Annotated in this window: 16 protein-coding genes; 7 read left to right on the top strand and 9 right to left on the bottom strand. The window is 43.1% G+C overall.

Features of this window, described 5'->3' with window-relative positions; all coding sequences use genetic code 11:
* Nucleotides 1-387: 387 nt before the first annotated feature.
* Nucleotides 388-1,248: a sigma-70 family RNA polymerase sigma factor gene (locus ABH09_RS11860; RefSeq protein ID WP_253714569.1), complete on the top strand. Its 861-nt coding sequence runs from the start codon at nucleotides 388-390 to the stop codon at nucleotides 1,246-1,248.
* A 19-nt stretch (nucleotides 1,249-1,267) separates the two neighbouring features.
* On the opposite strand, the gene ABH09_RS11855 is transcribed toward ABH09_RS11860, so the two are convergent.
* Entirely contained in the window at nucleotides 1,268-1,705 is a 438-nt protein-coding gene (locus ABH09_RS11855; protein WP_253714568.1) for a Holliday junction resolvase-like protein, read from the bottom strand.
* Between the two features lie 142 nt (nucleotides 1,706-1,847).
* On the opposite strand from ABH09_RS11855, the gene ABH09_RS11850 reads away from it, so the two are divergent.
* Nucleotides 1,848-2,996 (top strand): hypothetical protein, encoded by a 1,149-nt coding sequence (locus ABH09_RS11850; protein ID WP_371922114.1) that lies wholly within the window; start codon nucleotides 1,848-1,850, stop codon nucleotides 2,994-2,996.
* A gap of 59 nt (nucleotides 2,997-3,055) precedes the next feature.
* On the top strand, nucleotides 3,056-3,601 hold the full coding sequence (locus ABH09_RS11845) for a histidine phosphatase family protein (RefSeq protein ID WP_253714566.1): 546 nt from the start codon (nucleotides 3,056-3,058) through the stop codon (nucleotides 3,599-3,601).
* Here ABH09_RS11845 and ABH09_RS11840 read toward each other — a convergent pair.
* The 4 genes from ABH09_RS11840 to ABH09_RS11825 form a co-directional block, all read right to left on the bottom strand.
* Nucleotides 3,567-4,499, bottom strand: a complete 933-nt coding sequence (locus ABH09_RS11840) for an RluA family pseudouridine synthase (protein ID WP_253714565.1) — start codon at nucleotides 4,497-4,499, stop codon at nucleotides 3,567-3,569. The genes ABH09_RS11845 and ABH09_RS11840 overlap by 35 nt on opposite strands.
* Nucleotides 4,500-4,587: 88 nt before the next feature.
* Complete coding sequence (locus tag ABH09_RS11835; RefSeq protein WP_253714564.1) at nucleotides 4,588-5,415, bottom strand: purine-nucleoside phosphorylase; 828 nt, start codon at nucleotides 5,413-5,415, stop codon at nucleotides 4,588-4,590.
* Between the two features lie 10 nt (nucleotides 5,416-5,425).
* Complete coding sequence (locus tag ABH09_RS11830) at nucleotides 5,426-5,923, bottom strand: hypothetical protein (protein ID WP_162664523.1); 498 nt, start codon at nucleotides 5,921-5,923, stop codon at nucleotides 5,426-5,428.
* Nucleotides 5,924-5,970: 47 nt separating this feature from the next.
* The gene (locus ABH09_RS11825) at nucleotides 5,971-7,956 is read right to left on the bottom strand and encodes an ATP-dependent helicase (RefSeq protein ID WP_253714563.1); all 1,986 of its coding nucleotides are present in this window, start codon (nucleotides 7,954-7,956) and stop codon (nucleotides 5,971-5,973) included.
* Between the two features lie 126 nt (nucleotides 7,957-8,082).
* On the opposite strand from ABH09_RS11825, the gene ABH09_RS11820 reads away from it, so the two are divergent.
* The gene (locus ABH09_RS11820; RefSeq protein ID WP_253714562.1) at nucleotides 8,083-8,457 is read left to right on the top strand and encodes a hypothetical protein; all 375 of its coding nucleotides are present in this window, start codon (nucleotides 8,083-8,085) and stop codon (nucleotides 8,455-8,457) included.
* A gap of 18 nt (nucleotides 8,458-8,475) precedes the next feature.
* On the opposite strand, the gene ABH09_RS11815 is transcribed toward ABH09_RS11820, so the two are convergent.
* Together ABH09_RS11815 and ABH09_RS11810 are read right to left on the bottom strand one after the other, a co-directional pair.
* Nucleotides 8,476-8,859, bottom strand: a complete 384-nt coding sequence (locus ABH09_RS11815; RefSeq protein WP_162664518.1) for a type II toxin-antitoxin system HicB family antitoxin — start codon at nucleotides 8,857-8,859, stop codon at nucleotides 8,476-8,478.
* 3 nt (nucleotides 8,860-8,862) lie between these two features.
* Entirely contained in the window at nucleotides 8,863-9,051 is a 189-nt protein-coding gene (locus tag ABH09_RS11810) for a type II toxin-antitoxin system HicA family toxin (protein ID WP_162664517.1), read from the bottom strand.
* Nucleotides 9,052-9,178: 127 nt separating this feature from the next.
* Here ABH09_RS11810 and ABH09_RS11805 point away from each other — a divergent pair, with 127 nt between their 5' ends.
* Nucleotides 9,179-9,355 carry a hypothetical protein gene (locus ABH09_RS11805; protein WP_253714561.1) on the top strand — a complete coding sequence of 59 codons (177 nt, stop codon included), beginning with the start codon at nucleotides 9,179-9,181 and terminating at the stop codon, nucleotides 9,353-9,355.
* Between the two features lie 94 nt (nucleotides 9,356-9,449).
* Here ABH09_RS11805 and ABH09_RS11800 read toward each other — a convergent pair whose 3' ends face one another.
* Nucleotides 9,450-9,680 carry a hypothetical protein gene (locus tag ABH09_RS11800; RefSeq protein WP_253714560.1) on the bottom strand — a complete coding sequence of 77 codons (231 nt, stop codon included), beginning with the start codon at nucleotides 9,678-9,680 and terminating at the stop codon, nucleotides 9,450-9,452.
* 666 nt (nucleotides 9,681-10,346) lie between these two features.
* On the opposite strand from ABH09_RS11800, the gene ABH09_RS11795 reads away from it, so the two are divergent.
* Nucleotides 10,347-10,571: a YdbC family protein gene (locus ABH09_RS11795; protein ID WP_162664516.1), complete on the top strand. Its 225-nt coding sequence runs from the start codon at nucleotides 10,347-10,349 to the stop codon at nucleotides 10,569-10,571.
* Between the two features lie 76 nt (nucleotides 10,572-10,647).
* Here the strand turns inward: ABH09_RS11795 and ABH09_RS11790 are convergent, their stop codons facing one another.
* Nucleotides 10,648-12,357 carry a methyl-accepting chemotaxis protein gene (locus ABH09_RS11790; RefSeq protein WP_253714559.1) on the bottom strand — a complete coding sequence of 570 codons (1,710 nt, stop codon included), beginning with the start codon at nucleotides 12,355-12,357 and terminating at the stop codon, nucleotides 10,648-10,650.
* A gap of 347 nt (nucleotides 12,358-12,704) precedes the next feature.
* On the opposite strand from ABH09_RS11790, the gene ABH09_RS11785 reads away from it, so the two are divergent.
* The gene (locus ABH09_RS11785) at nucleotides 12,705-15,248 is read left to right on the top strand and encodes a hypothetical protein (protein WP_253714558.1); all 2,544 of its coding nucleotides are present in this window, start codon (nucleotides 12,705-12,707) and stop codon (nucleotides 15,246-15,248) included.
* Nucleotides 15,249-15,251 lie beyond the last annotated feature (3 nt).

Raw genomic sequence — 15,251 nt, 5'->3', positions numbered from 1 at the left:
AAAAAAATATGCCCCGCTTGGCATCCGGGGGCATTTTAACCGGATACGACTGTGTCAATTTAACCCAGTTTTACTTTTATTCATACTGAGTGTGTCATTTGAGCCGTATAAGGTTGAGTTAAATATACAAACAAAGATGTAAAAAGGCAAGTTTTTTTCCTATTTTTATGATTCCATGTCTAAAATGTCCGTAATAAGGCGACTTTGTAGCTGTTTTTGCCTTAATTATGCCATATTTGTATAGAGAAAAACTTGGCATCTTGTTTGCTTTAATAATTGATATACAGGGTTTAATCAAGGTGATTGATAAAGCACCTTATTGATCGGCGAGTTCCCGCTGCATTGCACCGGAAAACCGTATACTTCATTTGCAAGGAGTTTTGACTTATGGAAAGAATACAGAATACGCGTACGGATAATAATATCTTTGCAACTTATTTGAGAGAGATAAACAAGATACCGCTGTTGTCGGTAGAAGACGAGGTAAAATACGCAAAAGCAGCTGCCGCCGGAGATGAAAAGGCAAAAAAAATACTGATTGAATCGAATTTACGATTCGTGGTCAATGTCGCAAAAAAATATCAAAATAAGAATATCCCGATTATGGATTTAATCAGCGAAGGTAATATCGGGCTGATGAATGCTGCCGACCGTTTTGATCCCGATAAGGGGTACAAGTTTATTTCGTATGCGGTATGGTGGATTCGCCAAGCAATTTTAAAAGCTATCTGCGAAAAATCTCGCATGATTCGACTTCCGTTAAACAGAGCAAACGAGTTGGTACAGATTGAAAAAGCCCGCAAGATTATGGGAAAGAGCGGAAGTGAACCGGAAGATAAAGAACTTACAGCCATCGCTCAAGATCTTCGCATTGAACCTGAAATGGTACGGACAATTATGAATGCTGCCCGTGACCCCGTTTCTTTGGATGCACCGATATTTAATGATAACAACGGTGCCAGTACCGGCGATTTTGTTGAAGATACCCGCTATATGCAGCCTGAAAGCTATGCACTTGATATCGATCTCCGTGAGAATGTCGATGCGTTGCTCGCATCCTTGACAGAACGGGAGGCAGAGATTCTCCGCTACCGCTTCGGCTTAAACGGGTATGAGCAGCTTTCGTTAAAAGAAGTAGGTGTACGGTTTAATTTAACCAAAGAGCGTATTCGCCAAATCGAAAAAAAGGCGCTTGAACGGCTGCAGTCGATAGGTCATCAGCACGAACTTGAAAGCTTCGTTGCATAAGACCGCGAAAGTTTGGAGGTTATTCTGCTACACTGGGTATACGGTACTCGGTGTAGCGGACATTCTTCTTTTCGACGGCATCGCGCAATGAACGCTCAATATTTGAGAGCACCGCATTGCCGGTTTTTACTTCGACGAACAGCACTTCATTAATTGTTCCAGTCGACATCCCCGGAAATGCGACAAAGTCGACCGGTTTTCCAACAAACCGAATTTCAGTCGGATCGGCAGGAAAGCCGGGGAAGAACGCCGCAAATTGTTCGGAGAGTTGTCCGTTTAGTACGGCTCGCGACCGTTTAATGGCATCTTCTCGAGCTGTTTTAATTTCTGCTGTGAGGTGTCTGCTGGCAATGAGTTTACCAATCTTCGTTCCAAGGAAGAAAGCGACAATAATGAATAGAATTCCCGTAGTTACTAAAATAATAAGCAAGAACTTTACTTCTAACGTATCAAGCATGACTCTCCTCCCCCAAAGAATTTCTTACCGACGTAATATATCGTGTTATTGTGAGTATCGGTTGTCCGTTGTATTCCTAAAGGATTCTATAAAATATCCGATATAAGAGTTGATTTTTTCTACGAAATTGAGGCGTTAGTGTATGTATCGTATAGTATCTGTACTGTGTTGCTGCTATTTTTTATTGTTATCCATTTCTTGTGCGTCCAGTGCCGCACAAGGTATTACTGTATCACCGGTAACGGACCTAAGTGGAGGTTCTGAACAAGAATACTCGAAACGATCTTCTCAAACAGAGGGATTGGGTAATAAAATTACCGAGACATCGTCAGAGACGCAAACAGCTGTACGGCTGCTTTCAGGGCTTACACAGGCTGTTGAAAATCACGATGTACATAAAGGGCTTGCATTGTTTAGTACTATTTATGAATCGTGCAATGGGCAAGAAGCTGATGCGAGCCTTATCGATGCTCGCAATCGAATAAAACCGTTATTGGAGTCTATTTCCATAGAGGTGATCAATAAACCCGCACCTGTGAATGCCGGATCTCCGTTCACACAGCCATTTACAGCACGTATTGTCATTACCATACCCGGAAAACAGTTCCCGCTTGATAATTATCCTATCACCGTTCTCTACCCATCCGCCGGTACAGGCAGCAGTTTAAAAAGAGAGTTTGTACGGACGGATTCCGATGGTTTTTTATACTTTACACCACCCACCCCCAATCGAGCATGTGATGGGAAACTTTTATTTTGTCTTTACCCGGTAAGAGCGGATACCGCTTTAATTAATGGCGCAGACGATAATCTATCCGTTTTCTTCCCTTATAAAGTTGCAACAACGGAGAAACGGATACCGTCTATTATTGCTATTCTTGATTATGATGAAAATAATGCGCCTATTTTTTCCAGTAATACAACCTCGACACGACTTCTTATGGGGCTTATGAAACGCGGTTTTACTAGGGTTGGGCTTGATGAATATCGTGAACTTGCTAATGCGGATGACACTTCTGTTATCCGTGCTGCGCAGGCGAAGATCGGCGCTGCTGTCGATCGTTTTATTTTCGGAAGAACATATATTACGGTAAATACAGAAGATAATATCATGTTTACCTGTACCATACGGGCTGATGTATCTATTTGGGATTTTAAACAGGCGCGGAAAATAAACCGATTTACCTTTACCCATACTGCAAAAGCTAAAACAAAAACTCAAGCAATTTCGCTTGCTCGTGCTGATTTGGGTGAAGCGGTGATTGCCGAAACATTCAACTACAGTCTGTAAGGCCTGTAAGGCTTTTTATCCCCTTGCCGTGAAGGCCGAATCAGCTTATACTTTACAGTATGAAGCTTTTTGTTGTGCGGCACGGCGAAACAGACTGGAATGTAAAAGAATTGGCATGCGGCGTTTCGGAATCTATGCTAACGGAAAAGGGGCGGCTACAAGCGCAATCCGTAGCCACTCGGTTAAAAGAAGATAAAGAAAAAAATAATATCACGACAATTTATGTATCTCCGCTCAAAAGAGCGAGGGATACGGCAGTATATATTGAACAGGCATTACAGCTTACGGCTATTCCTAATACCCACTTACAAGAGATAAATTTCGGTGATTTCGAAGGAAAACCGTGGAATAGTCCCGAGTTTTTATATATTCATAAAAATCCTTTTTTAAAATTTCCTGCGGGTGAATCCTTTGCACAGGTGGCGCACCGTGCATACAGTATTATAGAAGACGTAAAGGATAAACATACAGGAGCCGGTAATATTCTTTTTGTCTGCCATGGCGTGATGGCAGCGGCTATTTATACGTATTTTAAGCCTTTCTCAGCAGAGGAATTATTGCGATTGGAAATTAAAAATTGCCAGCTGCTCGAGTTTGATTTGTAAGAATGGCGGATGCTGCTTTTCTCCAACCTGAAAAATATTGTTTGAGAGAAGTTTGCATTTCGGGAAAAAACGGAGCTTCAATAAGAGCGGGCATATCCGCCGGTCTTGAGGCGGGAAAATACAACCGCCACGCATGGAGTAAATAGTGCTTGCAGGTAGGCAGCGGATTCCCACCGCGGTATTTACGATCCCCAACCAACGGATGGCCTGCGTTCGCGCTATGCTTTCGTATCTGATGTTTTTTACCGGTAATAAGCTTAAACAGTATCAGCGACGCATCAATCCCTCTATTGTAGCTCAGCGAATAACATTGCGTGATAGTTTTAGCGCTTTCGTCTTCGACGGTAATAAGCTGTGTTTGCAGATTACCGCGTACAACGCCTAAATAGTACTTGCCTACCGTTTTTTCCCGCAGACATTGAGAAAACCATTGCGCTCCGGCAAGTGTCTGCGAAAAACAGAGCACACCGGTAGTATCTTTATCCAGCCGGTGCAACGGCCCTGATTTAAAAGAAAGGCTTCGCAGAGGATGACTAGCGGAGCTGGTAGAAGGCGGTATATCGGCGGATAATTGTGCCGTAGCATCGGAAAGTAGCGTGTCAATGCTGTGTTCCCCATGTACGGGAATTCCCGCCGGCTTATTGACAATGAGCAAGTCGGTTGTTTTTAACAAGATCGGGATATCGGTATGAATGCGAGTTTGCCTGCTTGAGACACGGCACCGTTTGCCGGAGATATGGTTTTGTTCACCGGGTGCTGATTGCTTCCATACCGGTCGTTTTTCAGCAGAGAGGAGTGTTTCGGAAATCGATAATGTATCGCCTACTGCTGTCCGGTAGTTAAGCACTGTTCGCTTGCCGTTGATGCGGATGGAGCCCTTACGGATTGCTGCATACAACGTCGAAAGCGGAGTGTCCGCCAGAAATTTTCTGATTACACGGTCAAGCCGCCTGCCGGCATCGTTTTCCGAAAGAATAAATTCCGTTTTATGCTTTTCCTATGCGGCCGATGCTGTTTAATACCAGTTGTTTAAATAGCGGAGCTGCTTTTTCCCCTGCGTCCAGCACTTCTCGTTCGCTCAATAAGGAACTGCTCATACCTGCCGCAAGATTCGAAATGAACGAGACGCCGCAAACACGCATACCGGCATGGCGGGCAGCGACTGCTTCTACAGCAGTACTCATACCAACGGCATCGGCGCCGAGCATCCCTGCCAGGCGAACTTCTTGCGGCGTTTCATAAGCCGGTCCGGTGAATTGACAATATACCCCTTCTTTCAGGGGAATATGCAAGGCATCTGCTGCCGCTTTGATATGTATTCGGAGATCTCTATCATAAACTTGAGTCATATCGGGGAAGCGCACACCGAGTGTTTCGAAGTTTTTCCCGATGAGTGGAGAAGGCACAAGGCAGGTGATATGATCGGTAATCAGCATAAAATTACCTGCGCTGAAGTTTTTGTTCGCCCCGCCTGCCGCATTGGTTAAAAAGAGGATTTCCGCCCCCATCATTTTCATAATCCTGATAGGAAGCACCACATCGGTCATCGGATATCCTTCGTAATAGTGGATTCTCCCTTGCATAATAACGATAGGAATTTCTCCTATTTTTGCAAATACAAATGCGCCGCGGTGTCCCGGTGCTGTAGAAAGCGGGAAATTACGAATGGAAGCATACGGAATAGCCGCGTCAATCTCCAATTCGTTCGCCAGATCACCCAGTCCGGAGCCAAGCACTAGTGCGATCTTAGGGGGGTACGGAATGTGATCTTTGATATTTTTAAAACATTGTATCAATTTTTCTTCAGCAGTCATATAGTTTCCTTTAATCATCTATACCGGTACCCGTCAACAGGCGTTCTATGTCGGCCAAGCTTGTAATACGACTCGCCACAGTCTTGCTGCGTCCAGCCATTTTTGTATCATATTGGAGTGTTGCGCGGTAAAGTTCAAGCACCATTGAAGACAATAAGTTAAGGTTCGGGGCCAGATTACTGAATGCCATATTGCGGTACACTTTATCGGCAGTCGCCATTTTAGTATTTGCTTCGGCAATCGAATTAATATTGGGGAGGACATCGCGCCGGACTAAATAGATAAAACGGGCAAGCGCAATAATGTCATAATAGAGGTCATCAAGATGAAACCCTTGTAAGACAAAATCATCGGAATGTTCGGTCAAATCAACTATGTGTCGTGATAAATCAATATTAGAAAGAATTTGTGCAAACAAAGGACGTAAGAAACGCGTTGCGATATTTTCATTGTAATGCCGCCCAATTCTTACGATTATTTCAGCGATAATTCTATCATCCACTAACATGGACTTTACTATATATCAGTTCACAGGTTTTTACAAGTATAAACATCTTACATAGAAAACTTCTTCTTCATCTGGGCAAACATCTTGGCGATGTCTTCTTCCTCAGCTTCGGTGTCCGGCTCATGGTACTGCACCAGCTCCGCAGGAATTTCTTCCAAGAACGGTGAGGGGCTGCACTCCAGCAAGCCTGCTTGCCTACGCCGAGTCCGGCAGCTTGTAATAATGAGCTTGTCGCGGGCGCGGGTAATGGCGACATAGAACAGGCGGCGCTCTTCTTCCACATCTCCCGCATTTTCTTCCATACTACGGGCATGGGGAATAATGCCTTCCTCGGCGCCAGCGATAAACACCACCGGGAACTCCAATCCCTTCGCTGCGTGGATGGTCATGATATTCACCTCGCCGGTATCTTCCTCATTTTGGTCATCGCGGCTCAACAGTGTGATGCGATTGAGATAAGTATACAGCGAAGGGTCAAAGTTGTCGGGGTTTGTCTCCCACGTGTCGATGGACTGCAAGAGGCTTTCGATATTCAAAAACTTAAAGCGCGCCGCTTTTTCGTTTTTCTGAAATTCCTGCGTCAAATAATCAAAATACTGAATGCGCTCTACGAGTTTCCGTACCTTGTTTGCCAAGCCCTTTCCCGAAAGCAGCTGTTTCCGTTCGGAACTTATCAGCTCGACAAATTCCTCCAAATCGGCAAGGCTCTTTTCGCGGAAGTCATCCGGCGGACGCTCAAGCAGCGCATGAATCGCCATGCGGATAGAGCATTCCTTTTCCGTTGCGATTGCGGAGAGCACTTCCAGTGTTTTTTTCCCAATACCGCGCCGCGGTGTGTTGATAATACGCAAGAGGTTAATATCATCGTCGGGATTCGCAATCACCCGCAGATAGCTGATAATGTCTTTAATTTCTTTGCGCTGAAAAAAGCTCGTGCCGCCGGACATCCGGTACGGAATATTGGCATCGAGGAAGGCTTCTTCAATCGCGCGCCCTAAGCCGTTGGTGCGGATCAAAACACCGAAGTCCGCATAGCTCCGGTTCTCGCGCAGCTTCTCCGTAAGGATGGTGTCCGCAATAAAATCAGCCTCTGCCGCCTCATTCTCCGGAATAAAAATTTCAATCGGCTTACCGGAGCCGTTCCCCGACCACAGCGCTTTTTCCTTCCGGTTGGTATTGTGCGAAATCACCCCGTTCGCAGCCGCCAAAATCGTACCGGTGGAACGGTAATTCTGCTCAAGCTTAATCTCCACCAGATGCGGGAAATCCTTTTCAAACAGGCGGATATTTTCATAATTCGCCCCCCGCCACGAATAAATAGACTGATCATCATCGCCTACCACGCAGACATTATCATCCGCAATCAAATGCATCATCTGATACTGCTGAATACTCGTGTCCTGAAACTCATCCACCATCACATACCGGTAGCGGTTCTTGTACACCGCAAGCACATCGGGATGTTCGGTAAAAAGTTTAATCGGCAGCATAATCAAATCGTCAAAATCCACCGCATTAAACAGCTTGAGTCCCGCTTGATATTCGTTGTACAGCGGACGATACACCGCCGTCTGCGCCGTAAAGTTTTTCTGCCCCGTCTTTATCTGAGAAAACAGCGTCCCCACACCGTACACATCGAGCGTTTCCGTTGCAATTTTCAGTTCCTTTGCCGACTCCTTAATCAGCTGATTGCGGTCTACCTCGTCGTAAATGCTAAAGTTCTGCCGCCAGCCCAGCCGGTCAATATATTCCCGCAGGATTTTCACCCCCAGCGCGTGAAAAGTACTAATCGTTAAATTCTGTAACTTCTTACCCGTCAGCTCTTTAATCCGCTGCTCCATCTCCCGCGCCGCCTTGTTCGTAAAAGTCAACGCCAAAATCTGCGACTGAGGAATCCCGCTTTCCAGCATGTGCGCAATCCTAAACGTAATCACGCGCGTCTTCCCCGACCCCGCCCCCGCAATAATCAGCACCGGCCCGTTAATCGTATTGACCGCCTTCGCCTGCTCAGGATTTAAATGTTCCGTATTCATAAGAGAGAGGAGTATAGCATAAAAGGTTGGAAAAAGATATGGAAGAAGTGGGGCTTTTTTAGTTGGGTATTTGGTGGGGGAAGTCTCCCCGATTAAAAACTTGCGCCATGGACGGCGCAGGAGAAAATGATTAGCGATGTTTTGCGAAACGCAAAACTCGCGCCCATCATTTTACACGGACGTAAAATGATGGGCACCGATCCGGCTTCCTGCTTGAACCTGCCGAAACATTTCGGCAGCCTGTATCTTGAGCCGGTGTTTTTCCCTCACGGTCAAAAACCGGCTTCTGCTGTTTCTGTGTTCAAGCAGGCGATCCTCCGCTACCCCCCTCAGTACCGACATGGATGGCGGGCGGATAGATCAGAAACGATGTTTTACAAAAACCTTATTTTTGTGAAATTCGCAAGGCAATTTGCAATATGGACGTTACAAATTACCGAAACATCGCTACTGCGTGGAATCACTGCCGTCCGTGGTGGTGGAGGAATGGCGGGTGTTTAACTCTCCGCACGAATAAAATTACAATGCTATTTGCAGCCTTTGTTTTAATGCGTTTTGCAGCTCCTGTGAAAAATTGAGGTTTGCATTTTCCGCTGCCTCTGCAAGCCAAGCAGGTAGTGTTACATTTTTACGAACACTTTTGTCTTGTATCAAATATTTTTTATCGGTTTTTATAAGTGTAACGAAATCAGCATCTTGCGGTTTTGTTATATTTCCAATTTCCGTAGCTGCCGGTAACGTTTCACCATCTTGCAGCATAAGATACACTCTTCCCGTTAATGCTTCTTCAGCCATTAGTAAGGCTTCTTGTAAAGTAGAGCCGCCGGTCGCCAGTTCTAAATCTTTGAAAACAACTGAATAACCGTCATTATCTTTATAGAAAAATGCAGGGTATATATACATTCTTTACTCCTTTAAGCCTGCTTGCTTCAAAATACTATTTACAACATATTTTGATAATTCTTTATTACCATGAAATGGAATTGTTACTTTTCCTTTTTTAGAATCGTGCACATAATGATAATGAGAGCCTATTGTAGATTGTAAATACCAGCCGTCTTTTTTTATTAACTTTTCTATTTCTTTAAATGTCATAATTTATGATATGTATTTATGCGCATGTTGTCAAGTGACTTTACTCAAATGAAAATAAATACTCTGAATTACCTATTTTAATCTAAAAAGCATTATGATAGGATGATGGGAACATAATTACAAAAGGATGTCAGTTATTGAACAAGTAAAAATGCTGTCGGAGCCGCTATTGGCGGGTGATTTTACGGAAAATTATACTAAGCAAGCAAAGCCTAAAGATAAGCAAGCATTCTTTGCATTAGCAGGGAAAATCCATCTTGACCAATATACAGTAGCCGAATTACGCGAGGCAAGTTTGATATGATTTTGGTAGACTAAGACTGTTTCGGTTTCTTTTAAAATGAGATGAAAAAGCGAATTTTAGCCACTATAAAGGCGCCTGCTAAGAAGTTTTGTTTTTATTCCACCGGCGCACCCTCTTTCCACGATTCAAAAATATACTCACGGGATTGATAGAAAAAATCCGTATTATAATTTGAAATTGCCCCGTCAATCCATGACGAATAAACAGAGACCAATGTGTCAACAATAAAATCAATAGATTCGTTTTCTGCACAAATATCTTCAATAAGGCGTTCGTATACTGCACCGATTGTCCAATAATCCGGAACTTCATAACGGCACCGCAAAACATTATCAAAGTCTCCGGATGTTATATTATAAATGGATATAATTTCTGGTAACTATTATAATTGAGATTTGTCTTTCTGAAAACATACTGCATTATCTGTAACCTGAACAACGGTTTGGTTGAACCGGGTGCGGCTTCTCGCCTACGCTCTGTGCCGGAGGTGGTGATTACATAAAAAAACCGCTCCAGGAGTATGCAAGATGGAGCGGTTTAAAATAGAGTATAAATCATTCACACTTATCAATACTTTTACGAACGCCTTTGACTTATAGCAACCTCCTTACAAGAAAGTTCTTGTATACTGTTATGTTAGCAAAAGATTACATTAATGTCAAGCATATATAACAAAAATAACAAAATAATTTTTACTCGCTAGTCCTATCGATGAGATTATGTTATAACACATACATGGATAGCAGGGTAAACGCATCAGAGATTTCTTGAATATCCCCGCAGAATGATGAGGCTGTTCAACCAGAATTTCGCCGCATTGCGGCCCAAATGGTTGCCCGGCCTCCTCATTCTGCGATTTTTATCTATTTATCTGATGCATTTGCCCTTACCCTGAAAAAATATGCAAAATTTTGTTCAAAATTTTGTGTAGAAATGAAAGCAAACGCTTAAAATTTTATAATGCGTTTGTTCAATATACATGGAGGTAGGTATGGCAGATGAATTCAGCTATGAAATTACACAAAAATATGGGGTTCTTTCTACTTCAAAAAGCGGATGGACAATGGAATTAAACTCAGTAGCATGGAATGGACGCAGCCCTAAATATGACCTTCGTAGTTGGTCTCCCGATCACGAAAAGATGGGCAAGGGGGTTACGCTCACTACAGAAGAGGTGACCGCGCTCAAAGCGTTATTGGATAGTATGCAGTTGTAAACATTTCTTCTATCGAGAACCTCAAAAGCGGACGGAGCTTTCAGAGGTTCTCATGACTCAACAATCTCAAAAACATCTATTCTAAGGTAGAAAAGTGCATTAAAGCCGTTTTTGCCTCGTCGCCGGTTTTTTCAATCATTGATGAAAAGTCTACTAGCGATGTATAAATAGTATCCGTTTGCAAATGAATTTTTTCGAAAGATTGATCGAGTTCATCACTGGTGGTTCCAATGCCGGTAATGACGGTTACTACTTGTTTTATCGTTCCGCCGATATCGTGTGAACTTTCCAGCGCGGCAGCGGCGAGACGGCTCAGCTCTTCGGCAACAACGGCAAAGCCTTTACCGGCATCGCCGGCATGTGCCGCTTCGATTGCCGCATTCATACTCAGCATCTTTGTTTGTTCTGCAATACTTTCTATAATTTCGGACATTTCTTGGATTTTCGAAACATTTTGGATAATAAACTGCAAATGCTCATGGGTTGTTTTGAACAGCTGATGCCCTGTTTTAAATGTTTCCACTAGCTTTTTTGCCGCTTCGGAATCGCTGCGGTGATTTTCAGCGGTTTGTTGTACCGAAGAAAGAATTTCTTTCATCTGAGCGGCCGAATGGTGGTATCCGGTACGCTCTTTCTCGGCTGTTACTTGCATCGTTTTATATGTTGCCTGCAGATCGGCGTGTTTCTTTTCCAGTGAATCATAGCTACGTTGGAGTTCGGTAAGATTTTGTTCCAGCTGTGTATTTCGCTCAAGAAGATCTGCCTGTTTTTCAGCAAAAGCACTATTCTTTGTATCGGGCTGCGTATTACCAGTAAAGCGGCTTTCCATATCGCTACGGTTTTTCGCTTTCCACGATGTTATCGATGCCTCGGATTCTGCAGATACCCCTGCTTCATAGTTGCCGAACGTGAAGCGTGTCGACTGTGCTGATTGTCCCGATTGAGACGACCGGAAAGGTAATACCTCGGAAGCAAGTTGTAGCTGCGATGTGGCATCAGCCGAGCCGTAGTTTTTCAAAGCACCACCTGCATCCACCAATTCCCCATCTGCTTTATGAACATATAAGCCGTTTCTATCCGTCCTGTTTTGCACCCCACTCAAACCGGTCGTCAATCTTTGCCCAGAAACATCAGTTTTTGGCCCTGCTTTCAGCACAATTCGTCTTTTCGCATTGCGGGCAAGTAAGATGGTATAAATAGTTTGTACCAGTGCCCATGTAACAAAAAGACCTAACAGCCAGGTTACCGAAATCAATATCCCCGAAAGAATTGCTGCCTGTTTACGATACCGGCTGGCGGCGCTCTCTAATGTGCCTGATACTGTGTCAAAGTTATTAACATGAGTGTTGATTAGTTTTTCAATTGTTTCCAACTTCCTTTCATCAAACGGCTTCGGTTTTGCTGCGCCCAACTGGTTATAGTCATTAACCAGCGTGGTAAATTCCGCATTTATTGAACGGGCTGAAGTAAAATATTCCGAAAGGCTGTTCCGCAATACAGCATCCTTTTCCGTATATTTTTCCGCTGCATATTCCACGGCAACTAATGTGGGCTCGTATTTACTTAACGCACTGGTAACAGAAGAAGGGATATGTACACCGGCAACACCATAACGATATATAGTACCGCGTACGTAGAGTATGTTACGTTCGTAACCGGCAAGTAGCACAATCTGATGTTCGAGCGTATCAGCCGGTTTAGAAATCTGCATAAAAGTTCCGGCCGCAATAAGCAATAGCAACACCAATATGCCCGATAAGATTCCGATTTTCAGTTTTATGTTCATAACAATAAGCCTCAGTATGAGTATCGGAAAATAATTCTCGATAGATTAAAAACAACCTGATGTAATTATCTTTCTTGCTCCCATAAAAACTTTTACAGGAAACATCAGTTTCCGAAAAAGCTTTTAGTCGTGCGCGCATTACGCGTACACGTAAAGAGATAAAAAGCTCCGACGCTATTTTAGGTGGAGCTCTTTATCGTAACTTCTTGTTTTTGCATAGATAACATGGTATATTCTATAAACTATTAAATAGCACCATCGTTCTAAACCGTCATGATTTTTTGGCAGCATCCTGCCTGTAAAGTAAGGGGGAAAAGATGTCTTATCATAAATATAGCAAATATCCTATGTGTATCAGTATACTTATTGCTTTGGCTTTTACTGCCGCCTGTGGTTTACAGCCTTTTTCAAGCGTTAGAATAAAGGCAAAACCGACGGTTTATGTACCGCTGGGTGAAAAAAGTATTACTGAAGCTGAAGTATTCACAAAACTTGAAGAAACGCTGCAAAAGAACAATAAAAACATTCGTCTGTACCGGTATCAGCCTTCCGGAGGGGATGATAAACTCCGCTATTTAGTGCATTATCCGCTCCAAACCTTAGAGCTTGATATAAGCAAGTATTTCAATGGGGATCCGCTGGGAAACGGCGGATCGGGAGACAATGCCGCACTTTCTCAAAATTTTGAGAAGAAGATTTCTGTTCCCGATTTACAGCAAAAGAAAGATGTTCCTATAGATGTGTCTGGTATCAATCAGGAATTACTTAATCGGTTTAATACCGGCACTGCAATCCCTATTACTATCCCGCCAGGTATAGCACCGTTCCTCTCACATAGGCAGTCTGTTAATGTCAGTTTTACAGGTTTTAATGCGATTTCTTTTGAAAACGGTGCAAAGCTCACGTTATCATCAAGCTCTGCGACTGTAACTTATACCATTACAGCAGCAACGATGGAAAGTCATGGAGCGTCTGTTCCGGGAACTATATCCCTTGATGGAAAGAAGATTGAATTTTCATTAGACGGTATTACTATAAACAACACGGTAAGGTTTCAATTGACGCTAAATCTTACAAGCGGTTCCGGTACTATTTCTCTGGGTACCAAGTTGGAAGGTGACATAAAAAAAGCGACGGGTGTAACTGCTGCTGATATTGATGTTTCTTTGCCGACTCAAACCATTCCTCTGTCCTTACCTACTGAATTTGAAAAGGCAACGATTGCTGAAGGTTTTATGAAGTTTACCGCGCAAATGCCGAACGAGTGGTCAGGCATTACGATAAAAGAAAAAATGAAGGTAGAACAAGGTGGGGTAGGCGGCTTCTCTATTATCCCTTCGGACTATCGGCCGTTAGGAAATACCGTTTCTCTGGAAAATCAAAATTTGAATAAGCAGCAGCTCTCCTATACTCCTGCATTCAAAGTAAAGCTGAATAATGCAACATATACGAAACAAGACAGTCTGCCTGTTACCTTAGCGCTTGATATTAAAAAGTTTAAAGAAATTACACTGCAACATCCTTCCGGCCTTACAGTTGATAGGGAGCAGGATGTTCCGCAAGATATGAAAGACTGGGTTAAAAAGATAAAGTTTAAGACAGTATCTGCAAAAATTAAACTTGATAACGGTTTACCAGCAGAAAATGATATAAAAATAAAGCTTTCTTCCACTAGTTTTAAAATGGTGCCACCAGAGGAAAGAGTATTCGTATCCGGCAAAACGGAACAAGAGTATAGCTGTAATGGCGGGAATGCTTTCGATTTAGATATTGAGCATCTGCCTAAGTTTGATTTAAAAATGCAGGTGGTTTTACCGAATACTACTGGCACTACCTTTACCTTGAAGAACATAGAGACAGGTAAGGATATAACATTATCCGGTTCTATTCAGTTTAATCCCGATTGGGAAGAAATTATTTTAAAGGCAAAAGCTGATCAAACCGTTTCTTTCCCACAGACGGGAAAGATGGACTTATCCGAGCTGACTTCAAAATTGAAAACAGCAGGTATACAACTGGAAGAAATCCCCGTGTATTTTTATGCAGGCTCCGATTCGGGGCTGCTTGGAAGTACAAAAATGAATGTAAAATTAACGGCAACATATATTAAGACGGGAGAGACGACTGATACATCGGCAGTCTTGGTAGACAAAAACAATGTTGCCTTAAAAGCACTTCCTGTCGGTACATTCCCTTCGGATAAAATATTTACGGGCGCTATTCCGGATGCTATGCTTTCTATAAAGCAGGGAGAGTCCGGTATTACAAAAACCTTGGCGGGTATTATGAACGACTATCCGAAAAATTTGCAACTTACCTGTACGCTTAATATGGGGGAAATTCCGATTACCCGTGCGAAGTATAATACTCTCAAAGATAAAAAGCCGAAGGTAAGTATCGATCTTGTTTTGGATGTGCCGGTAGGTTTTAAAGTAGCGTCGAATCGTACGTTTTCATTGATGGATATGTTCGGTATAAATATGTCCGGCACCGATTTATTCGGCAGGCGTAGTGCTCATGATAAACCTTTCGGCCTTGATGATCAGATTTTAGATTCATTACAGGCACTTAATGTACATATTAACTTAAAAAATGATTTGAGCGGTTCTGTGCCTAAATGTATATTGCAATTCAAAGACGGTTTAGGTAATCCTATTAACGATGATTTCGGCAACCCCATTGAAAAAAAGATAACAGCGGCTGCAGTAGAGCAGACGGTAACGCTCACTTCTTCAGAATTGAAAAAGCTTCTCGAAAAGTATCCCGTCTCACCGGAGTTGGTGTTGGAACTACCGCAAGGCTCATATTCGTTGAAGCGTGATTTTAAACTGGGAGCATCGATTACTGTCTTAGCGGAAACGGATATCAATTATTCGATGAAAGTGAACTAATTA

The organism is Treponema sp. OMZ 803 (assembly GCF_024181165.1).
GTDB lineage: Bacteria > Spirochaetota > Spirochaetia > Treponematales > Treponemataceae > Treponema.
The sequence above is the reverse complement of the archived record's forward strand: the minus strand, read 5'-3'. Positions and strand labels throughout refer to the sequence as shown.